Source organism: Croceibacterium ferulae (assembly GCF_003660445.1).
GTDB classification, from domain to species: Bacteria; Pseudomonadota; Alphaproteobacteria; order Sphingomonadales; family Sphingomonadaceae; genus Croceibacterium; species Croceibacterium ferulae.
This window is the reverse complement of record NZ_QZVQ01000003.1, coordinates 132,854-155,021: the sequence shown is the minus strand read 5'-3', so window position 1 is coordinate 155,021 and position 22,168 is coordinate 132,854. Positions and strand designations below refer to the sequence as shown.

Genomic DNA, 22,168 nt, shown 5'->3' with positions numbered 1-22,168 from the left:
TTTCACAATGTGAAACCGCCACCGAAATGTTGAAGTATTGGTCAGGACAATCTAGCCTGCCGGTCAACCAGAACAGTGTGGAGAGGCCCAGCATGCGTTTGAAGTCCCTTGTGCTTGCCGGCGCCTGCCTGGCCCTGCCCTCTGTTTCGGCGGTGGCGCAGGATGCCTCCGTCCACGTGTCCACACCGCGTCAGACCTTCAACTTCAACACCGACTGGCGGATGCATCATGGCGAGCTGGAGGGCGCTGCGGCCGTGCGCTTCGATGATGCCGGATGGCAGGCCGTGGTGCTGCCCAATGCCTTCAACGAGAAGGAGGCCTTCGCCCGCGACATCCGCGAACATTCCACCGGCATCACCTGGTATCGCAAGCGCTTCACCCTCCCGGCCGATGCCCCGGGCAAGGCGCTGCTGGAATTCGAAGGCGTGCGGCAGGCGGCGGAGGTGTGGGTCAATGGCCGGTCCGTGGTACTGTCGGAAAACGGCGCGATGGCCTTCGGCGCGGACATCACGCCTGCGCTGCAACCCGGCGAGAACGTGGTCGCGGTGCGGGTGGACAATCGCTGGGACTACAAGGAGCGCGCGACCGGCAGTCCGTTCCAGTGGAACGACCGCAACTTCAACGTGAATTATGGCGGCATCACCAAGAATGTCCGCCTGCACCTGACCGGGCCAACCTACCAGACGCTGCCGCTCTGGTCAGGGCTCGGCACCACCGGGCAATATGTCTGGGCGGACGGGTTCGACCTGCCCAGCCGCAGCGCCACGGTCCATGCACAGACGGAGGTGCGCAACGAGGCCGCCACCCCGCGCACGCTGACCCTGCGGGCGGAGCTGCGGGATCGCGACGGCAAGCTGCTCACCACCTTCGGCAGCGCGCCGCAGCCCCTCGCCGCTGGCCAGACCGCCACGCTGTCGGCCCAGCAGCAGGTGGCGGATCTCAACTGGTGGAGCTGGGGCCACGGCTACCTCTACACCGTCACCACCACCCTGCTGGAAGGCGGCCGGCCGATCGACAGCGTCGATGTGGTCACCGGCTTCCGCAAGCTCGATTTCGGGCAGGGGATGGTGCAGCTGAACGGCCGCACCATCCAGATGCACGGCTATGCCCAGCGGTCCTCCAACGAATGGCCGGCGGTGGGCGTGTCGATCCCGCCCTGGATCAGCGACTTCTCCAACCAGCTGATGGTCGACAGCGGCGGCAATCTGGTGCGCTGGATGCACATCACGCCATCGAAGCAGGATGTGGAATCCGCCGATCGCGTCGGTCTGCTGCAGGCGGTGCCGGCGGGTGATGCGGAGCGGGACGCAGACGGCCGCCGTTGGGAATTGCGCACGGAATTGATGCGCGATGCCATCATCTACAACCGCAACAACCCGTCCGTGGTGTTCTGGGAGGGCGGCAATGAAAGCATCAGCGAGGCGCATATGGCCGAGCTGAAGGCGATCCGCGACCGCTACGATCCCCATGGCGGCCGCGCCATCGGCAGCCGGGAGATGCTGGACAGCACGATCGCCGAATATGGCGGGGAGATGCTGTACATCAACAAGAGCGGCGACATCCCCATGTGGTCGATGGAATATTCGCGCGACGAGAGCGCGCGGCTGTACCAGGACGACTGGACCCCGCCGTTCCACAAGGACGCGCCCGACTACAACCGCAATGGCGACAGCCAGGCGGCGGAGGATGTGCGGCGCTGGTGGGAATATTACCGCGTGCGTCCCGGCACCGGCACCAGAGTCAGTTCGGGCGGGGTGAACATCATCTGGTCCGACAGCAACACGCATTTTCGCGGCGACAACAATTACCGCCGATCGGGCGAGGTCGATGCGGTGCGCCTGCCCAAGGCCAGCTTCTACGCCCATCAGGTAATGTGGAACGGCTGGGTCGATCCGGAGCCGGGTACGCATATCGTCGGCCACTGGAACTACGCCCCCGGCACGGTGAAGCCGCAGATGGTGGTTTCCACCGGCGAGAAGGTAGAGCTGTTCCTGAATGGCCGGTCGCTGGGGCTGGGGGAGCGCAGCAACGGCTTCCTGTTCACCTGGCCGAACGTCGTCTGGAACGGCGGCACGCTGGAGGCGGTGGCGACGCATGCGAATGGCGCGATCACCCGGCACAAGGTGGAGACGACCGGCGCGCCGGCCGCGCTGAAGCTGACGCCGCACACCAGCCCCCGCGGGCTGGTGCTGGATGGCGCGGACATCGCGCTGGTCGATGTGGAGGTGGTGGATGCGCAAGGGCGCCGCGTGCCGGTGGCCAACAACACCATCCGCTGGACGCTGGAAGGCTCGGCCGAGTGGCGCGGCGGGATCGCGCAGGGTGACTCCTCCGGCAAGCCGCGTGCGACGGAGGCGGTGCAGCCCGAGAACATCCCCGGCACCACCAGCCACCCGGGCACGGCGCGGGACGAGGACAATTTCATCCTGTCGCCCAACCTGCCGGTGGAAGGTGGCATCAACCGTGTGCTGGTGCGCGCCGGCACGGGCAATGGCACCGTGCGGCTGACGGCGACAGCGGAAGGCATGGCCCCGGTCGCGATCGAGCTGCCCACCGCGCAACCGGAACCCGCCACCGCCGGCCTGTCGCGCGACTTTCCCGAACGGCACCAGACCGCCAGCCTGTCGCGCGGGCCGACGCCGAACGGCCCGTCCTTTGTGCAGACGCGCACCACGCATCAGCCGTTTGCGGTCTCCGCTGCGGAGAATGCGGGCGAGGTCGCCTTCGCGCATGACGACAATGAACTGACCCGCTGGTCCAGCGCCGGCACGCCGGAAGGCGCGGCGATCACCTTCGATTTCGGCAAGCCGGTGCTCTTGAGCGAAGTGGACCTTAAGCTGGTCGGCTGGCGCACGCGGGCCTATCCGCTGCGGTTCGAACTGGATGGCCGGACCGTCTGGGAAGGGGAGACAGAACGCACGCTGGGCTATGCCAACATCACCTTCCCGCCCGTAAGCGGGCGGGTGCTGCGCATCGTGCAGACGGCACCGGTGGCGGATCGCGACGCCTTTGGCCAGATCGTGGAACTTGCCACCGCGCGGGCGGCGGGCGATACCGGCGCGAACGAGGTGCCCCCGGGCTGGAGCCTGGGCATCGTGGAGGCGGACTTCCACGGGCCGGCGGGTGCATGGTGACGGCTACCTGGCGCCGGCAGGGCGGGCGATGCTGGCGAGTCGAAACCGCTTGCGCCCTTGTTCGGGCTCGACCCCGGCTGTTCATAGCCGCTTGTCACAACTGGTAAGGCCAATATAGAACGCCCGGCACCGAGCCGCCCCTGCTGGAGAGTCCTGCCGTGAAGATCACCGCCGCCCGCGTTATCGTTACCAGTCCCGGCCGCAACTTCGTGACCCTGAAGATCGAGACCGATCAGGGCGTGTACGGGATCGGCGACGCGACGTTGAACGGGCGGGAGCTGGCGGTCGTGTCTTACCTGCAGGATCATGTGATCCCATGCCTGATCGGCATGGACCCGCAGCGGATCGAGGATATCTGGCAATACCTGTATCGCGGCGCCTATTGGCGGCGCGGGCCGGTGACGATGCGCGCGGTGGCGGCGGTCGACGTGGCGCTGTGGGACATCAAGGCCAAGATGGCCGGCATGCCGCTGTACCAGCTGCTGGGCGGGCGAAGCCGTGATGGCGTGATGGTCTATGGCCATGCCAATGGTGCCGACATCGAAGAAACGGTCGATGCCGTCGGCCAGTATATCGACATGGGCTACAAGGCGATCCGCGCGCAAAGCGGCGTGCCGGGGGTGGAGAAGGCCTATGGCGTGGGCCGCGGCACCCTGCATTACGAGCCGGCCGATGCCGCGCTGCCGACCGTGACCGGCTGGGACACGCGCAAGGCGCTGAACTACGTGCCCAAGCTGTTCGAGAAGCTGCGCGATACCTACGGCTTCGACCATCACCTGCTGCATGACGGGCATCACCGCTATACGCCGCAGGAAGCGGCCAACATGGGCAAGATGCTGGAACCGTTCCAGCTGTTCTGGCTGGAGGACATGACCCCGGCGGAGAACCAGGAGGCGTTCAAGCTGATTCGCCAGCACACGGTGACCCCGCTGGCGGTGGGGGAGATCTTCAATTCGATCTGGGACGCCAAGGACCTGATCCAGAACCAGCTCATCGACTACATCCGCACCACCATCGTGGGTGCGGGCGGGGTGACGCATCTGCGCCGGATTGCCGACCTCGCCAGCCTGTACCAGGTCCGCACCGGCTGCCACGGAGCGACCGACCTGTCGCCCGTCACCATGGGCACGGCGCTGCATTTTGACACCTGGGTGCCGAACTTCGGCATCCAGGAATATATGCGCCATACGGAGGAGACCGATGCGGTCTTCCCGCATGATTATCATTTCGCGGATGGCTACCTGCATTGCGGCGAGACGCCGGGCCATGGCGTCGACATCGACGAAGATCTGGCGGCGAAATATCCCTACAAGCCTGCTTACCTGCCGGTGGCACGGCTGTCCGACGGGCAGTTGTGGAACTGGTAAGACCGGCCAGCCCGGAGGTGCCGCGCGGTGCTGCACCGCTGTGGCCTGCCTGCATCGCCCGGCAGCTTCAATACATGGCCTTTCTGTTCCAGGCGCAACAGGCGCTTGCCTTTCGCGCAGGCCAGGTAGATCGGAGTAGGTGAGCGAGCGGAGACAACCGCCGCCACGGCCAGCATGGCCGAGCAGGGGAGAAGTTGCATGAGGAAGATGCGGTTTTGCGTCGCCGTTTCAGTTCTTGCGGTTGCATCGGGTACAGCACAGGCGCACGCGCAGGACGTTCAGGTTCCGCGCGCGGGCAGGGCGACCACGGCCACCGGCACCCCATTCCCTGACGATCAGGTGCCCGCGCCCACTGCCGGTACCGACCCCGATGTTCCGGAGAGTGGCGACCAGATCATCGTCACCGGCCTGCGCCGCAGCCTGGAATCGGCCGCGGCGATCAAGCGCAATTCCGACGCCTTCGTGGACGCCATCGTGGCGGAGGATATCGGCAAGCTGCCCGACACCTTCGCATCTTCCGCCCTGGCGCGCGTATCGGGTGTGAACGTTACCCGTGGCGGCGGCGAATCCGCCGGCGTGACCGTGCGCGGGCTGCCGGATCTCAGCACCACCTATAATGGGCGGGAGATATTCACGGCCGAAGGACGGTTCGTCCAGATTCAGGATTTCCCCGCCGGCACCGTCGCCGCGCTGGAAGTGTTCAAGTCACCCACCGCCAATCTGGTGGAAGGCGGCATCGGCGGGCAGGTCAATGTGCGTGGCCGCCGGCCGTTCGACTTCAATGGCTTCGAAATGTCCGGATCGCTGAACGGCGTGGACTGGGACCAGTCTGACAAGCTGTCGTGGAACGGCAATCTGCTGGTCAGCAATCGGTGGGACACCGGCATCGGCGAGATCGGCGTGCTGGTGAACGCGTCCTATGTCGGGATCAACTTCCTGGATGCGACGCGCGAACAGTCGCTGGTGATCGGCACCACCAGCGCGGCCAATGCGCCGGGCACCAGCGGCGGCGTCCGCTTCCCGGATGCGCAGGCCATGTTCCTGGGCTATGGCGACCGGTACCGCCCCTCCGCCAACGCCGCGGTGCAATGGCGGCCCAGCCCGGAGCTGGAGATCTATGCCGACGGCCTGTACCAGGGCTATCGCGGCAAGGACTTCAACCGCTTCATGTTCGTGCCGATCTTCGGCGGCGACGGATTCCAGCTGACCAACCTCACCACCCGCGACGGCGCGGCGAGCATTGCGCAGAGCGCGACGGTCACCGGGGCGCAGCGCCCTGACGGCTATTTCGGATCGTTCAACGGCAAGACCGACACATTCCAGGTCGGCGGCGGCGTCATCTGGGAACGTGACGCCCTGAAGCTGACGGCCGACATCGCCTATACCGACAGCCAGTATACCGCGGATGCGGTCAATCTGGATTACGCGTTCGCCCGTTCGCCCGTGCGCAATGTCGCGTTCGAGGTGGGGGATGATGGCGGGCCGTCGTTCGACTTCGTCGACTTCAACGTGAACGATCCGGCCAATTACATCAGCCGCGGTTTCTTTCAGGAAAACCTGGTCGTCAGCGGCAAGGACATCCAGGCGCGCGCCGATGCGCAGTACACCTTCGACGGCGGGTTCCTGCAGCGGATCGATTTCGGAGTCCGCTTCAACAACCGTGACGCCACGCGCGATCGCGGCGCCCCCTATATCGAGAACGAAGGGGCCCGCGTACCGATCACTGCGCTGCCGGTGGACGACTTCACCAGCAACCCGATCGGGTTCGACTTTGGCGGCGGATTCCCGAACCGCACCTTTGTCGGCATTCCTCCCAGCAGCATCCGCGACAATCTGGACGAACTGCGCGACTTCTACGGCGCGCCGGCGGGCAGGCCGGAGTTCAATCCGACGGAGAACTTCACCGCCAATGAAAAGGGCTATGCCGTCTATGGCCAGCTGAAGTACGGCTTCGACCTGCCGGGTGACATGCTGGTCGATGGCGTCGTCGGCCTGCGCGCGGTCCGTACGGAGACGCAGATCAGCGGGTTCCAGCGGGACGAGACCGACCCCGCCAATCCGGTGTTCACGCCGATCACGGCCGAAAACGACTACACCGATTACCTGCCCAATGTCAGCGCGCGCATTGCCCTTACTGACGAGCTGCAATTGCGGCTGGCCTACACCCAGACGCGCACCCGGCCCAATTTCTTCGACCTCAATCCGACCCTGACCGTGGGTCCGCCGGTCGTGAACCCCAACCCCAACGATCCCAACAGCGCAGCGCGCGGGATCACCGGCGGCAACCCGAACCTGACGCCGCTGACCTCCGACAATTACGACGTCAGCCTGGAATGGTACTTCTCGCGCAGCGGATCGCTGACGGGTGCGCTGTTCCGCCGCGATGCGCAGGGCTTCATCTCGCGCACGATCACCTTCGAGAACGATCCGACCTATGGCCTGGTGCGGCTCGACCAGCCGGAAAATACCGGCAATACGAGGTTCCAGGGCGCGGAGGTCGCCTTTACCAGCTTCCTGGACCTGGACAGCGTGCCGGAATGGGCGCGGGGCTTCGGCATCCAGGCAAATGCGACCTATGTCGATTCCGCCGGAGACCTGGCGAGCACGTTGGCGGGGTCGCCCAATGTGACGGGGGAACAGCTGCGCTTCAACGGCGTGTCCAAATGGGCCTACAACCTGATCGCGCTGTACGAGAAGCCGATGTTCTCCGCCCGGCTGGCCTACAATTACCGGTCCGACTTCGTGACGTATTACAGCATCGAGCCGCTGGACGTGGGCGCGGATGGCAGCCCGCGTACGCGTGGCCTGGTGGAGCAGGGCCGCGGCCAGCTGGACTTCTCGACCACCTTCACCCCCGTGCCCAACATCACGGTGGCGTTCGATGTCGTGAACGTGCTGGGCAATCCGCTGCAGCGTTATCGCGACTTCAACGATAATGGGGACGAGTTCGCGCGCCAGATCATCTATCTGGAGCGCACCTATTCGCTGGGCGTGCGCTTCCGGTTCTGATCGCGCATGATCCGCATTCCGCGCGACCGGCCGCAGAGCCGGCGCGCCAACAGGAGAGAGCAATCGTGACATCCAGACTGTTTCTTGTGCTGGCCGGATCGGCGCTGGCGTTTGCCGCCACGCCGGACGCCTATGCGCGCGACATGTGGTCGAAGGCGGAGGCGCATGCCTGGTACGATCAGCAGCCCTGGCTGGTCGGGGCGAACTACAATCCCGCCAGCGCGATCAACCAGTTCGAGATGTGGCAGGCGGAAACCTGGGATCCGCAGCGGATCGACCAGGAGCTGGGCTGGGCGCAGGGCATCGGCATGAACACCATGCGCGTCTACCTGCACAACATGCTGTGGGAGGACGATGCCGAGGGGCTGAAGCGGCGGATGGACGAGTTCCTGACCATCGCCGCGCGGCACAATATCCGCCCGATGTTCGTGCTGTTCGACAGCTGCTGGGACCCGAACCCGGTGTCCGGTCCGCAGCGTCCGCCGATCCCGGGCGTCCACAATTCCGGCTGGATGCAGGCGCCCGGCGCCGCGCGGCTAGCCGATCGCAGCCAGCACGGTAAGCTGGAGGCTTACGTGAAGGACGTGGTCGGTCACTTCGCCGAGGATGATCGCGTGCTGGCCTGGGATGTGTGGAACGAGCCCAACAATGGCGGCGGCGGCAATTACGCGCCCACACCGAACAAGACCGAGCTGGTGGCCGGACTGCTGGACGACGTGTTCGAATGGGCCCGCTCGGCCGATCCCGAACAGCCGCTGACCTCCGGCCTGTGGATCGGCGAGACATGGGACAAGGTGGAGACGCTGGACCCGGTGGAGCGGATCCAGGTCGCCGAGTCGGACGTGAACAGCTTCCACGACTACAACTGGCCCGAACAGTTCGAACGGCGCGCGAACCAGATGCTGAGCTATGGCCGGCCTGTGCTGTGCACCGAATATATGGCGCGGGGCAACGGATCGACCTTCGACGGATCGCTGCCGATCGGCAAGCGGATGAATATCGGCATGGTCAATTGGGGCTTCGTGGATGGCAAGAGCCAGACGCGCCTGCCGTGGGATTCCTGGAAGAAGCCCTATACCTTCGATGAGCCGACGATCTGGTTTCACGAGGTGTTCCGCAACGATGGCACCCCCTATCGCACGGCGGAAACGGATCTGATCCGCCGGCTGGCGAGCGAGCCCAAGGTGGCGCAGACCGTGGCGGCCCGCCGATGATGTCGCCCGCCGGCGCATGGCCTGCCGCGCTGCTGCTGCTGGGGCTGGGCGGCACCGTCGCGGCGCCGGAGGACGAGGCGGCCTTCACCGGGGCCGACCCGGCGGCGCTGGTGGTGGAGGATCAGGTGTACCTCTATCCTACGGGTGGCGACGGTGCGCTCCATTCCTGGGCCCTGGCCGATGATGGCAGCTGGCGGCGCGGCCCCGCGCTGATCCGCCTGGCCGATATCAGCTGGATCCCGGCGGAGGAGAACCGACAGCTATGGGCCCCGCACATGGCGGCGGCGAATGGGCGGTTCTACTTCTACTATTCGGTCGGCCCGCAGGAGCCTTATCCCGCGAAGATCGGCGTTGCGGCATGCGACACGCCCGCCGGTCCGTGCACCGACAGCGGCCGCGCGCTGATCGACGGCGCGGATGCCACTGGATTCGCCGGCCGCCCGGCCGCCGGCTGCACCGACGGCATGGCGCCTTCCGGTTCCGGCAAATACAAGTTCGAGGCGATCGACCCGATGGTCTTTGTCGATCCCGCCTCCGGCCGGCGCCTGCTCTATGTCGGTGGCAGCAACGGGTCGACGCTGCGGGTGTGGGAACTGGCGGCCGACATGGTCACGGTCGAGCGCGAGGTGCCGGTCGACCAGCCGCAATGCTTCACCGAAGGGGCATGGGTGGAGGAGCGGGACGGCACCTATTACCTTTCCTACAGCTCGGGCCATTATGACCGGTCCGACTATTCGGTGCGCTACTCCACCGGGCCCAGCCCGACCGGGCCGTGGACCTATCGCGGCACCATCCTGTCCCGCGGGGGCGGGCACAAGGGGCCAGGGCATCACAGCTTCTTCCGCGATCCCGGCAGCGGGCAGATGATGATGGCCTATCACCGCTGGGAAGATCAGGCCGGCGACGGTCCGTACCGCAATGCCCAGCGACAGGTGGCGCTCGCCCCGGTGCAGTACCGGGCGGACGGCTCGATCGTGCCGGTCGACCTGGACGCCGCCGCCCTGGTCGACTGACGTTTCAGTGTGCCGCGCCCGGTCCTGCGATGCGGGTCGGGCGCGGGGCCAGCCAGATGGCGGTGGCGGCGATCACGAAGATGATCGCGCCCAGCAGGAACATGTGGTTGATCGCCAGCGCGCTGCTTTCCTGCGTCACCACCTGCTCCACCGCGGCGCGCACCTGATCGGGCGAGAAGCCGTTCGCCTGCAACGCCTGCGCGGTCGCCTCGCTGTTCAACCGCCCGACCATCTCGCTGCGCGCGACGGAGATGTGATTGGCGAACAGGGTGGTGGAGATGGAGGTGCCGATCGCGCCGCCCATGGTCCGCAGGAAGCTCATCAGCCCGGCGGCCGAGGCGGTTTCCTCCGGCCGCACGGCACCCAGCGCGATGGTGGTCAGCGGGATGAAGAAGAACGGCATGCCGAAGCCCTGCACCATCTGCGGGAAGGCGAGCGACCAGAAATCCGCCCCGCTGGTCCAGTGTACCCGCAACAGGGATGACAGGCCGAGCCACAATATGCCGAAGCACACCATGCCGCGCGGATCGAACCGCTTCATCAGCCGCGGCACGATGGGCGACATGATCACCGCCCCCATGCCGGTGAAGGCAGTGGCGTAGCCGGCATAGGTGGAGGTGTAGCCAAGGCTGCCCTGCAGCCATTGCGGGATCAGCACCACCGTGGCGAAGAAGGTGGCGAAGGCGAAGGACAGTGTGCCGACCGCGACGGTGAAGCCGCGATGCCGGAACACGCGCAAATCCACGATCGGGTGCTCCTCCGTCAGTTCCCAGGCGACGAACAGCGCGCCGACGACCAGCGCGACCAGTGCCAGGACGATGATGGTCGGATCCTCGAACCAGTCATGCTCCCGCCCGATATCCAGCATGATCTGCAGCGCGCCGATCCACACCACCAGCAGCAGCAGACCGATCTTGTCGATGCTCAGCCGCTGCAGCTTCGTCTCGGCCGGCGTCAGCAGCCGCAGCGCGCCGAAGATGCACAGCAGCGCGATCGGCACGTTGATGAAGAAGATCCAGTGCCACGACCAGCTGTCGGAAATGCTGCCGCCCAGGATCGGGCCCAGGATCGGCGCGGTCACCGTGGTCATCGCCCACAGCCCCATCGCAGCGGCATGTTTCTCCCGCGGGAAGATACGCAGCAGCATGGTTTGCGTCAGCGGCATCAGCGGCCCGCCGCACAGGCCCTGCCCGATACGGGCGACCACGATCATGGTCAGGCTGGTCGACAGCCCGCACAGGATGGAGAACAGGCCGAAGCCGATCATCCCGACGATAAAGGTCCGCACCGTGCCGAACCGCCCGGCCAGCCAGCCGGTCAGCGGCACGCAGATCGCCTCCGCCACCGCGTAGGAGGTGATCACCCAGGTGCCTTGCGTGGTCGACACGCCCATGGACCCGGCGATGTGCCCAACGCTGACATTGGCGATGGTGGTGTCCAGCACCACCATGAAGTTGGTCAGCCCCAGCAGCAGCCCCGCCAGCAGCAGCTTGGGACCGGTGAACGGCTTGAAGGTATCCTCGCCGGCCATCGCCGCTGCTCCTGTAACTGGCCTAGCGGTCCGACACGTCGATCTCGGCCGTCATCGACAGGCCCACGCGCAAGGGATGGGCGGCGAGTTCCTCCGGATCAAGCGCGACGCGCACCGGCAGGCGCTGCACCACCTTGATCCAGTTGCCGGTCGCATTCTGCGCCGGGATCAGCGCGAAGGCGGAACCGGTCCCGCCGGAGAAGCCGACCACGCGGCCGTGATATTCGACATCGCCGCCATACAGGTCGGACGTCAGCGTCACCGGCTGGCCGGGCTTCACCCGGGCCAGCTGCCCTTCCTTGAAGTTCGCGTCGACATAGACCTGCCCGACCGGGACAATGCGCATGATCGTCGCCCCCGGCGCGATCCGCTGACCCAGCTGGATCGTGCGGTTGGCGACCACCCCGTCGATCGGGGCGCGGATCACCGTACGCTCCAGGTCCAGCCGCGCCTGCCGCACGCGCGCCTCGGCCGCCAGGACGTCGGGTGCGGTGTTGGCGTCGGTGCCCTGCACCAGCGCCTGGTTGGCCGCCAGATTGCCGGCGGCGGCGCCCTGCTGCGATGTCGCCTGCGTCACCGCCGCACGGGCCTGCGCCAGCCCGGCACGGGCGGCGGCGAGGGCATTGGTGGCGGCGGTGATCTCGTCGCCGGAGACGGCGCCGTTGGACGCCAGCGCCTGCCGCCGGTCGAAATCGACCTGTGCCTTCTCGAACAGGGCCTGCGCGCTCTGCAGCTGCGCCCGCGCACCGGCGACATCGGCACCGCGCGCCTGCACCTGCGCGGACAGGGCCGTGCTGGTGGCGGATGCCTGGCCGAACTCGCGCCGCGCCTTGGCCAGGTCGGCCTCCGCCGCGGCAAGGGCGATGGTCGCGTCGCTGTCGTCCAGCCGGACCAGCACGTCGCCGCGCTTCACGGGTTGCGTGTCGGAAGCCAGCACCTCGACCACCTGCCCCGCCACCATCGGCGTGACCTGCGCGGTTTCCGCACCGACATAGGCGTTATCGGTCTCCACATAGTGGCTGCCGACCAGCGCATACCAGAGGCCGTACCCGGCACCGCCCAGCAGCACGGCCGCCAGGATCGCGCCCAGCGCGCGCTTGCGGTTGTTGTTGCGTGCGGGTGCGCCATCGATGGGGAGATCGGCGGGGGCGGCATCAGCCATGGGTCGGGTCCTCGTTGATGGCGGCGGCGGCCGGGGCGGAGAATCCGCCGCCAAGGGCGCGCACGAGTGCAATGTCGAGAGTGAAGGCGCGCGCCTGCAGGTCGGCGACGATGCGCTGTGCCTGCAGGGCGCGGTCCTGCGCGGTCAGCACATCGACGAAGCGTGACAGCCCGCCTTCGTAGCGCAGCCGCGCAATGTCGTAGGCGGCGCTGGCATCGGCCAGCGACGCGCGCTGTTCGCGCAGCCGCACCTCCAGCGCGCGCTGGCTGACCACCGCATCGGCGACCGCCTGGAACGCCGCCGTGACCGTGCGATCGTAATCCGCCACCGCCAGGTCATAGGTGCCACGCGCCACCCGGTACTGCCCCTGCAGCTGCCCGCCGCGGAAGATCGGCAGGTTCACCGCCGGACCGGCGCTGCCGAAGGTCGATCCCCCGCGCAGCAGATTGTCGAGGCCGAAGGACTGGAAACCCAGCACCGCCGACAGGCTGAGGGAAGGGTAGAAATCGGCGCGCGCCACCTTCACGCGGGCGGCCTCCGCTTCCACGCGGGCCAGTGCGGCCAGCACGTCCGGGCGGCGGGCGATCAGGTCGGTGGTGACATCCTGCGGCACGCCGCGGGCGGCGATCGCCACGGCGGGCTGCGCAATGGCAAGGCCGCGATCCGGCCCCTGGCCCAGCAATGCGGCCAACCGGTTGCGGGTCAGCGCGATCTGCTCGTCCGTGGCGGCGATCTCGGCCCGGGCCGCCGGCACCGCCGACTGCGCCTGCTTCAGCTCGGCCTGCGTATCCAGCCCGGCGGCCACGCGGTCGGCTGTGAGGCGTTCGGTCTGCTGGCGGATGTCCAGCGCGGTGGCATCCACCGCGCGGGCGGCGAACAGGCCCGACAGGTCGGCATAGGCGGCGGCGATGTTGGTCGACAAGGTCAGGCTGGCCTCCGCCTGGTCCAGCCGGGCAGCCTCCGCATCGGAGCGGGCAGCGGCGTAGGCAGCGCGGTTGCGGCCCCACAGGTCGAGGTCGAAGCCCAGATCGGCGGAAACGCGCCCGGTATCGTTCCAGCCCCGCGGCACGAAGGCGGCCGGGATGCCATTGTTGTAGCTCTGCTTGGTCGCGGCGACGCTGCCATTGATGTCGGCCGAGGGCAGGCGCGCGGCGCCGGCCTGCTGGGCGTAGCCTTCCGCCTGCCGCACGCGCGCCGTCGCCGCCGCCAGATCGGGCGAGCCGGCCAGCCCTTCCGCGATCAGCGCGTCCAGTTGCGGATCGCCATAGCTGCGCCACCAGTCCAGATCGGGCCACGGGCTGTCCGCCGCATTGGCAAGGGTCTGGTTGGCGGCATAGGCCTGCGCGGGGGCGACCTGCGGGGCGGGATGGAGGTCCGGCACCGTCGCGCAAGCGGACAGCAGAACGGCTGCGAAGGGCGCCATGCGCCTGACGGATCGGAACTCGGGAAGGATCATGTGATTGGCCGTACTGTGTGGTACGGTGGGGCAGATGATGCTGCAGCGCACACTTGTCAACCAGAAGATGTACCGTATAGTACACTTTGTGAACGACGCAGCGAAACAGCCTTCCGAACAGGACCTTACGCCCCGCCAGCAGGAGCGCCGCGCGGCGATCGTCGCGGCTGCGCGCCGGTCCTTCCTGGACAGGGGCTATGCCGCAACCTCCATGTCCGGCCTGCTGAAGACGCTGGGCGGCTCCAAGGCCACCTTGTGGAGCTACTTCCGATCCAAGGAGGAGCTGTTCGCGGCGGTGATCGAGGACGTGACCGCCTCCTTCCGCCAGCAGATCGAGACCGACCTGCTGACGCCGGGAGAGCTGGAGGAGACGCTTGTCAATTTCTGCCGCAGCTTCATGAACCGGCTGTCACAGCCCGATGGTGTCGCCACATGGCGGCTGGTGATGGCGGAAAGCAGCCGCTTTCCTGAGGTGGGGCAGATCTTCTATCGCCAGGCGGCTGGCCATGTCGAACGCGCGCTGGCGGCCTACATCCAGCAGCAGATCGATGCCGGGCGTCTGCGTGACGAAGGCGCGCTCGACATGGCGCGCCTGCTGACCGGAATGCACAAGGCCGGCCTCCACCGGCGCCTGTGGGGCGTGGAACCCGCTGATGGCACAGATACGCAGGCTGAGGTGCACAGGTTTGTCGGCTACTTCCTGCGTCTGTTCGCCCTGCCGCACTGATCTGCGTCAGCGCTCCCGGTCGAGCGTCTCGCCGCCATCGAGCAGCGGGTCGTAGCCGAGATCGATCATCGCCTGCCGCTCGGCCTGGGCACGGGCCCAGCCGGCCATCGCCTCTGCGGTGCCGTCGGCAGGCGGCGGACGCTTGGCGATCGGCAGGCGGGTTTCTGTAGGCGGGGGATCGCGCACCAGTTCCGCCTCCGGCAGGGCACGGACCGCCTGGCCCAGCTTCATCACCTCCGTACCGGCCAGGAGAAAACCGCCCGTGCCGTACAGCGCATGATCGCCCGGCCCGGACGGTTCCGGCTGGTCGCCGGCGCGCTGGGCATGGCCGAGCAGGCCATTGGGCTGGATCAGGCTGGCAAGGCCGGTCCAGCCCTTCAGCACCAGCGGCTGATAGGTAGCCCGGTCCAGCACGCCGTGATTGATGCCCCACGCCATCGCGTAGATGTAGAAGGCCGAGCCGGTTGTCTCCGGCCCCGCCGGATCCTGCGGGTCCAGCAGGCTGGTGGTCCACAGCCCGTCCTGCGCCCGCTGCAGGCTGGCGATCCGCGCCATCATGGTGCGGAACACCTGGAGATAACGTTCGCGGCTGGCGAAATCCGCCGGCATCACCTCCAGCGTCCGGGCCAGCCCGGCGACCACCCAGCCATTGCCGCGGCCCCAGAACACCGGCTGGCCATTGGCGGTGGTGCGGGTGATGAACCGTTCGTCGCGGAAGAACAGGCCGTGTTCGGACGACCACAGGCGATCATGGATCCGCCACCATTGTTCATCCATTGCGTGCAGGTAACGGTCGTCCCCCGTCAGCGCGGCCATCCGGGCATAGACCGGGGGCGCCATGAACAGGGCGTCGCACCACCACCATACCAGCTTCGCCGGCTCCGGCTCCATCTGCAGATAGGGCAGGGTGTAGTCGAGCCGCTGGCGCAACGGGCCGATCTCCCCCGGCGAGCCGCTGAGAGCGTACAGTTCCTGGTACACGTCGCCGATCGCGATGTTGTCGGCATCCAGCATATTGCGCGGGGACCAACCGCCCAGCAGGCCGAAATTGTAGTGTTCCGCCACGCTGCGCAGATAGTCCCGCGCGCCGATGCTGTCCTGCTCCCGCGCGAGCCGGGCCAGGCCGATCAGGTAGGTGGCCGAAATCCAGTTCACGTTGATGCTGCCGCGATTGGCCAGCGTCGCCGGTATGTGGATCGGGCGGCGCTGCAGCTGCACCATCTGCGCCGCGGCCGTGTGGTTCAGCACCGCAAGCACCTGCGCCCGGTCAGGCAGGGCGGCGGGATCGAAGCGCAGGCCTTGCGGCGGCAGCGGAGGGATCACCCGTTCCGCAACCGGCGGAGCACTCTGGCCGACGGCCGGCGATGCCAGAAGGGTGATCGCCAGCGCCGATGCCAGCATGCGTGCCGGCACAGCTATCATCCGTGGCCTGCGCATGATCCGCCCTTCCCTCCTCCGTCCTGCCGGTCGCGCCGGCTTGCATCAAACGTCCGGCAAACAGTTCAGAATGTAAAGCGGCGTTTCATCAGGTGAAACGTCGCTTGCCGGTCACCAGGCGGGGCTTCATGACAGGCAGGATAATCGGCTTGGGAGCGGAACTATGATCCTGTCGCGGCGGACGGTGCTGATGGGCAGTCTGGCACTTCCGTTCCTGCACGGAACGGCGCGGGCCGAACCGGTGGATGTGCGCCGCGCCGGGGCGAAGGGAGACGGGCGCTCGCTCGACCATCACGCCATCAACGCGGTCATTGCGGATGCCGCCAAGAAGGGCGGCGGCATCGTCGTCCTGCCTGCCGGGCGCTATCTCTGCTTCTCGATCCGGCTGCGCAGCAACATCGCGCTGCTGCTGGAACCGGGTGCGGTGATCGTCGCCGCCGATCCGGCGCAGGACGGCGGCAGCTACGATCCGCCGGAGCCGAACGCGCACGATATCTACCAGGATTTCGGCCACAGCCACTGGCAGAACAGCCTGATCTGGGGCGACGGGCTGGAGAATGTCGCGATCATGGGCGGCGGCCTGATCGACGGGACGCGCGGGCTCACCCGCCAGGGGCCCGGCGCGCGGTGGCAGGGTGGTGTCGGTAGCGGGCCAAACTCCATGGGGCCGTCGCCGGCGCGTCCGGCAGAGGAGATGGAGGCGGCGATCGCGCGCATGGCCGGGCTGGGCAACAAGGCGATTGCGCTGAAGAACTGCCGCAACGTGCTGCTGCGCGACTTCCGCATGCTCAATGCCGGTCACTTCGCGCTGCTCGCGAGCGGAGTGCGGCAGATGACGATCGACAATCTGCTGGTCGACACCAACCGCGACGGGCTGGACATCGATGCCTGCCGCGACGTCACCATCAGCAATTGTCGGGTCAACACGCCGAACGACGATGCCATCGTGCTGAAATCCAGTGCCGCGTTGGCCGAGATCCAACCCACGGAGAACGTCGCGATCAGCGACTGCATCGTCAGCGGCTTCGACCCTGGCACGGTGCTGGACGGCACCTACGGCCGCACGCAGGCCCTCGCGCCCGATCGCGATGGCATGACGGGGCGGATCAAGCTCGGCACGGAAAGCACCGGCGGCTTCCGGAATGTCGCGATCACCAATTGCGTGTTCGAACGCAGCCGCGGGCTGGCGCTGGAAAGCGTCGATGGCGGGGTGCTGGAGAACGTGACCGTCTCCAACCTCACCATGCGGGAGGTGACCACCGCACCAATCTTTCTGCGCCTGGGCGACCGGCGCCGGGCGCCACCGGGAGCGGGCGTGGCACAGTTGCGCGGCGTCACCATCAGCAATGTCGAGGCGACCGACATCGACCCCGCCTTTGCCGCCACCATCGCCGGCCTGCCCGATGCGCCGGTGGAGGATGTGCACCTGTCGGGCATCCGCCTGCGCTATCGCGGTGGCGGCACGAAGGCGGATGCGGAGCGGGCGGTGCCGGAAGAGCGCGCAACCTATCCCGAGCCGAGCATGTTCGGCACCACGCCAGCCTGGGGCCTGTATGTCCGCCATGCACGGGGCTTGCGGATCGACGGCCTGGACCTGTCCACCGCCATGCCCGACGCCCGGCCGGCGGTGCATCTGGAGGATGCCCATGATGTTTCCGTCAGCGGGCTGCGCGCACCCGGCGAAATCGTGCGCCGCGCCAGTTCCGGTGTGCGGCTCGTACCTGATCAGACTACAGACCAGACACGTCCCGGCGGCGCCTGACGCGCCGGGACGTGCGGGCACCTACATGTTGGCAGCGGTCGGGCGGACGATCACCTCGTTGATGTCCACGCCATCGGGCTGTTCCAGGGCGTAGCGGATCGCGCGGGCGATGGCGTCAGGTGTGAGCGACTTCTGCCGCCATTCCTGCAGGGCGGAGGCGATTGCCGGGTCCGTGATGTCATGGCCCAGTTCGGTCGCGACCACGCCGGGGGAGATCAGCGTGGTGCGGATCTCGTCATGCTCCTGCCGCAACCCTTCGGTGATCGCCCATACCGCATGCTTGGTGGCGCAATAGACCGCCGCGCTCGGCAGGACGACATGCGCCGCGATCGAGGCGACGTTGACCACGTGGCCCGACCCCTGTGCCACGAAGCGCGGCAGCACCGCCGCGATGCCGTTCAGCACACCGCGGATATTTACGTCGATCATCCGTGCCCACTCGTCCTGCTTCATCGCGGCAAGGGGGGAGAGCGGCATGATCCCGGCATTGTTGATCAGCACGTCGATCTGTCCGAACTGCTCCTCGGCCGCATTGGCGAAGCTGGCGAAGCTGGCCGCATCCGTCACGTCGAGCGCGTGCCAGGCCACATTCGGCCCCAGCTCTGCCGCCAGCGCCTCCAGCCGGTCGGTCCGGCGCGCGCCGATGAACAGGCGGGCGCCGGTAGCGGCGAGTTCGCGCACGGTCGCTTCGCCGATGCCGCTGGATGCACCGCTGATCAGCACGGTCCTGTTGATGCTCTTGGTCATGATCGTTCCTTTCCTGTCGCATGTCGCGGCCAGCAACAGATGGCGCCACCGGGCCGCAGGCGTGAGAGCGATCGCCCGCAGTTGTTGCACGATCCTCCGGAATGCGGGACCGCCGGCTTGCGGATCGTGGGGGGTGAGTGACACAAGAGCGGTATGGACCCCATCGCCGAACTTGCCCGATTGATAGAGCGTCACGTCCACAGGACGGGGATGGTCAGCACCGCAGTGCGGCGATTGTCGCTGTTCCGCGCCGACGAGCCGACCGCCCCTGTTCCGGCCGTCTATGATGCTTCGCTTTGCCTGATCGCGCAGGGGGCCAAGCAGGTATCTCTGCACGACCGGCACCTGACCTACGATGCGGCGCACTACCTGCTCGTCTCCGTCGACCTGCCGCTGGTCGGCCATGTCACGCAGGCCAGCAGCGATGCGCCCTATCTCTGCTGCAAGATCGACATCGATCAGGCTGCCCTGGCCGATCTGATCCTGGCGGAGGGGGACCGCGCGCCGAAGGCGGAACTGCCGCCGCTGGCGGTCTATCGCAGCGACGACGATCTGGTCGATGCCGCATGCCGGCTGGTGCGATTGCTGGATCGGCCGGAGAGCATTGCCGCGCTGGCGCCGTTGATCGAGCGGGAAATCCTGTACCGGCTGCTGTCCGGCCCGCATGGCCCGGCCTTGCGCGCGATGGCGGTGGCGGACAGCCACCTGAACCAGGTAAGCCGGGCCATCGCCACCATCCGCAGCGGGTTCGACCGGCAGCTCAGGATCAGCGAGGTCGCCGCCGCGGCCGGGATGAGCCCGTCCTCCCTGCACGAGCATTTCAAGGCGGTCACCCGGATGACCCCGCTGGAATATCAGAAGCAGCTGCGCCTGCAGGAGGCGCGCCGCCTGATGCTGGCCGAAGGGGCGAGCGCGGGTGCGGCGGGCTTCGCCGTCGGCTATGACAGCCCGTCACAGTTCAGCCGTGAATATGGCCGCCTGTTCGGCGCACCACCCCGGCGCGACATCCAGCGCTTGCAGGTCAGCGGCAGCATCCTGACGCCATTATAGGCCGGGTCACTGTCCCGCCGCCCGGCCGGGACGATGCGGGTGGATCAGGCCGGGCCGACCACCAGCGTGACCTCGCCCGCTTCCAGCCCCTCCGCCTCGGCGCGGACTACCACCGTGCCGGTGCGCGCGCCGACGCGCACGATGGCCTGGCACAGGCCGTGGAAGGCGCGCCGCTCGCTGGCTTGGTCCGCCTCCAAGCTGGTGGGGTTGCCATTGCCCACGCCGATCACCGTGCCGCGGCCCTGCACGGTGAAGCGCACCAGATTGTCGGCATCGGGCACCGGCCGGCCGCGCCGGTCCAGGATCTCGGCCCGCAGGATCGCCACATCGTCGCCGGTGGCACTCAGCCGCCGCCGGTCCGCCGTCAGTTCCACCCGGTAGGGCGCATCGGCCGTTTCCACGATATCGCGCGCGGTGCGCAGCCTGCCGTCCATGCCGCGCGCCTCCAGCTTGCCGGGTTCATAGGGAACCCGCCATTCCAGGTGGCCGTCGACCGGCATGGGCTTGCGCCCCAGAGAGTCTCCGTTGAGGAACAGCTCCACCTCCGGCGTATTGCCGTGGACCCACACCTCGATCGGCTCGCCTTCGCGCCCCGGCCAGTTCCAGTGCGGCAGGATGTGGACCAGCGGCTCGGCCGGACGCCACCAGGCGCGATAGTAATAGAAGTTATCCTTGGGGAAGCCGCAGGTATCGGCCGCCCCGAAATAGCTGGAGATGCTGGGAAACTTGGGAAAGGGCGTCGGCTCCCCGCGATAGTCGAAGCCGGTCCAGATGAAGCCGCCGGCGATCCACGGCCGCGTCGCGCCGATCCGCCACCAGGCCTCCGCCGTGCTGGCCCACCAGGGATGCTCCGTATCGTAGGCGCGCACGACCTGTGCCGCCGGATCGTTGGCATAGGCACCGCGCGTGGCAACGGTGCTGCCCGTCTCGCTGCCATAGACCGGCACGTCCGGATGCGCGGCATGGAACGCGTCCATCTGGTCGGTGCGGTAATTGAAGCCGACCACGTCGACCACCGTCGCCACGCCCTTGTCCCAGCTATTGTCCAGCGCGAAGGTGGTGGGGCGCGTCGCATCCAGCTCGCGCACCCGGTCCTGCATGACGGCGGTGATGCGCGCACCGCGCTGCGTGCCCTGGTGCGGTTCCTCGTTGCCGAGCGACCAGGCGATCACGCAAGGGTGGTTGCGGTCGCGCAGCATGATGCGCTCCAGCTCGTCCATGGCGACGGGATCGCTGCTGTTGCGGCGCGCCTCCACGATCATCATCATGCCCATCTGGTCGGCCGTATCCAGCAGCGCGGCGGCCGGCGGATTGTGCGCGCTGCGCCAGGCGTTGCAGCCCATTTCCTGCATCTGCGCGATGCGCCAGCGGTGCAGCGCGTCGGGGATGCCGGTGCCGACGCCCGCGTGATCCTGGTGGTTGCACACGCCCAGCAGCTTGGCCGGCTGGCCGTTCAGCAGGAAGCCGCGCTCCGCATCGAAGCGGATGTGGCGCACGCCGAACGGCGTCTCGTACCGGTCCACCACCGCATCACCCAGGCGCACTTCGCTGACCAGGCGGTACATTGCCGGTTCCGCCGGGGACCACAGGCGCGGGGCGGGCAGCATGGCATCCGCCTCCACGCTGATCGTGTCGCCCGCCGGCACCGTCAGCGGCCGGTCGGGCAGGCGCACCGCGACGCGGCCGTCCGGCCCGGCGACATGCTGGCGCAACACGCCGGTCGCATCCTCCCCGCCCGCATTGCGCACCTCCAGCGTGGCGGTCACCCGCGCGCCGGCAGGCTCCATCGCGCTGCGCACATAGCTGCCCCATTGCGGCACGTGGACCGGCGCGGCGCGCACCAGGTCCACATGGCGGTAGATGCCGGCCCCTTCGTAGAACCATCCTTCGCCCAGCGTCGCATCGACCCGCACGGCCAGCACGTTGGGCCCGCCGTCATAATCCAGGAAGTCGCCGATCTGGACGCCGAACGGGGCATAGCCGCTCTCGTTCGTGCCCACGACGTATCCGTTCACGAACACGGTCGCGTCGCGGAACACGCCGTCGAATTCCAGCCACACGGCGCGGGTCCGGTCTTCCGCCTCGATCGGCAGGGCGATGCGGTACCAGCCGATCGAGTTTTCGGGATGCGCCCGGCCGATCGCCTTGAAGCCATGCGCGGCAACGGCATCGGCGGTCTTTTCGCCCGCAGGCTCCGCCGGCGGGGCGAAGGGCAGTTCGACCGCCCAGTCATGCGGCACGCGCACCTGGCGCCACCCGCTGTCGTCGAAGCCGGCCTGCGCCGCATCCGCCGTGGCCGCGCCCGCCTTGGCAAAGGTGCGCTGGTTGCGGCCCCAGCCGAAATCCGCCTCGACATCGGCGGCATGGCCCAGGTGGAACCGCCACTCGGCCAGCCGTGTCACGGCGCGCGGGCTGGCGGATGCGCGGGTCTGCGCCGCTGCCTGCCGCGACAGGCCGGCCAGCGGCAGCGCCGCACCTGCCACCATGCCCGCTGCCATCAGGTTGCGTCGGCCGATCCTCATGCGCTTGTCCTACCCGTAAATTATCGGATCACGAGCT

The 22,168-nt window shown here is 67.7% G+C and carries 14 protein-coding genes; 8 read left to right on the top strand and 6 right to left on the bottom strand.

Annotated features, from left to right (window positions below):
• The first annotated feature begins 92 nt into the window (after positions 1–92).
• The 5 genes from D5S08_RS03810 (at position 93) to D5S08_RS03790 (ending at position 9,737) form a co-directional block, all read left to right on the top strand.
• Positions 93–3,134, top strand: a complete 3,042-nt coding sequence (locus D5S08_RS03810; protein WP_121115713.1) for a DUF4982 domain-containing protein — start codon at positions 93–95, stop codon at positions 3,132–3,134.
• 158 nt (positions 3,135–3,292) lie between these two features.
• Positions 3,293–4,501, top strand: coding sequence for a D-mannonate dehydratase ManD (gene manD, locus D5S08_RS03805; RefSeq protein ID WP_121115711.1), 1,209 nt, complete (start codon positions 3,293–3,295; stop codon positions 4,499–4,501).
• Positions 4,502–4,840: 339 nt separating this feature from the next.
• A complete protein-coding gene (locus D5S08_RS03800; RefSeq protein ID WP_162301920.1) occupies positions 4,841–7,510 on the top strand; it encodes a TonB-dependent receptor in 2,670 nt (889 codons plus the stop codon).
• Between the two features lie 143 nt (positions 7,511–7,653).
• Positions 7,654–8,724: a cellulase family glycosylhydrolase gene (locus D5S08_RS03795; RefSeq protein ID WP_121116214.1), complete on the top strand. Its 1,071-nt coding sequence runs from the start codon at positions 7,654–7,656 to the stop codon at positions 8,722–8,724.
• A complete protein-coding gene (locus tag D5S08_RS03790) occupies positions 8,721–9,737 on the top strand; it encodes a family 43 glycosylhydrolase (RefSeq protein WP_121115707.1) in 1,017 nt (338 codons plus the stop codon). Before D5S08_RS03795 ends, D5S08_RS03790 begins: the two co-directional genes overlap by 4 nt.
• Positions 9,738–9,741: 4 nt before the next feature.
• Here D5S08_RS03790 and D5S08_RS03785 read toward each other — a convergent pair whose 3' ends face one another.
• The 3 genes from D5S08_RS03785 to D5S08_RS03775 are packed head-to-tail and all read right to left on the bottom strand — an operon-like array spanning position 9,742 to position 13,853.
• On the bottom strand, positions 9,742–11,268 hold the full coding sequence (locus tag D5S08_RS03785; protein ID WP_121115705.1) for a DHA2 family efflux MFS transporter permease subunit: 1,527 nt from the start codon (positions 11,266–11,268) through the stop codon (positions 9,742–9,744).
• A gap of 22 nt (positions 11,269–11,290) precedes the next feature.
• Positions 11,291–12,430, bottom strand: a complete 1,140-nt coding sequence (locus D5S08_RS03780) for an HlyD family efflux transporter periplasmic adaptor subunit (RefSeq protein ID WP_121115703.1) — start codon at positions 12,428–12,430, stop codon at positions 11,291–11,293.
• Positions 12,423–13,853, bottom strand: a complete 1,431-nt coding sequence (locus tag D5S08_RS03775) for an efflux transporter outer membrane subunit (protein ID WP_241557210.1) — start codon at positions 13,851–13,853, stop codon at positions 12,423–12,425. The genes D5S08_RS03780 and D5S08_RS03775 overlap by 8 nt, the downstream gene beginning before the upstream one ends.
• A gap of 121 nt (positions 13,854–13,974) precedes the next feature.
• Between D5S08_RS03775 and D5S08_RS03770 the strand changes: the two genes are divergently transcribed.
• Positions 13,975–14,613: a TetR/AcrR family transcriptional regulator gene (locus D5S08_RS03770; RefSeq protein ID WP_162301919.1), complete on the top strand. Its 639-nt coding sequence runs from the start codon at positions 13,975–13,977 to the stop codon at positions 14,611–14,613.
• A 6-nt stretch (positions 14,614–14,619) separates the two neighbouring features.
• On the opposite strand, the gene D5S08_RS03765 is transcribed toward D5S08_RS03770, so the two are convergent.
• Positions 14,620–16,014: a glycoside hydrolase family 88/105 protein gene (locus tag D5S08_RS03765; RefSeq protein ID WP_162301918.1), complete on the bottom strand. Its 1,395-nt coding sequence runs from the start codon at positions 16,012–16,014 to the stop codon at positions 14,620–14,622.
• A 199-nt stretch (positions 16,015–16,213) separates the two neighbouring features.
• Between D5S08_RS03765 and D5S08_RS03760 the strand changes: the two genes are divergently transcribed.
• The gene (locus D5S08_RS03760; protein WP_175578865.1) at positions 16,214–17,812 is read left to right on the top strand and encodes a rhamnogalacturonidase; all 1,599 of its coding nucleotides are present in this window, start codon (positions 16,214–16,216) and stop codon (positions 17,810–17,812) included.
• A gap of 21 nt (positions 17,813–17,833) precedes the next feature.
• Here the strand turns inward: D5S08_RS03760 and D5S08_RS03755 are convergent, their stop codons facing one another.
• Positions 17,834–18,559, bottom strand: coding sequence for an SDR family oxidoreductase (locus tag D5S08_RS03755; protein WP_121115695.1), 726 nt, complete (start codon positions 18,557–18,559; stop codon positions 17,834–17,836).
• A 153-nt stretch (positions 18,560–18,712) separates the two neighbouring features.
• Between D5S08_RS03755 and D5S08_RS03750 the strand changes: the two genes are divergently transcribed.
• Positions 18,713–19,609 carry an AraC family transcriptional regulator gene (locus D5S08_RS03750; protein ID WP_121115693.1) on the top strand — a complete coding sequence of 299 codons (897 nt, stop codon included), beginning with the start codon at positions 18,713–18,715 and terminating at the stop codon, positions 19,607–19,609.
• A 44-nt stretch (positions 19,610–19,653) separates the two neighbouring features.
• Here D5S08_RS03750 and galA read toward each other — a convergent pair whose 3' ends face one another.
• Positions 19,654–22,131, bottom strand: a complete 2,478-nt coding sequence (gene galA / locus D5S08_RS03745; RefSeq protein WP_241557209.1) for a beta-galactosidase GalA — start codon at positions 22,129–22,131, stop codon at positions 19,654–19,656.
• Positions 22,132–22,168: the final 37 nt, after the last annotated feature.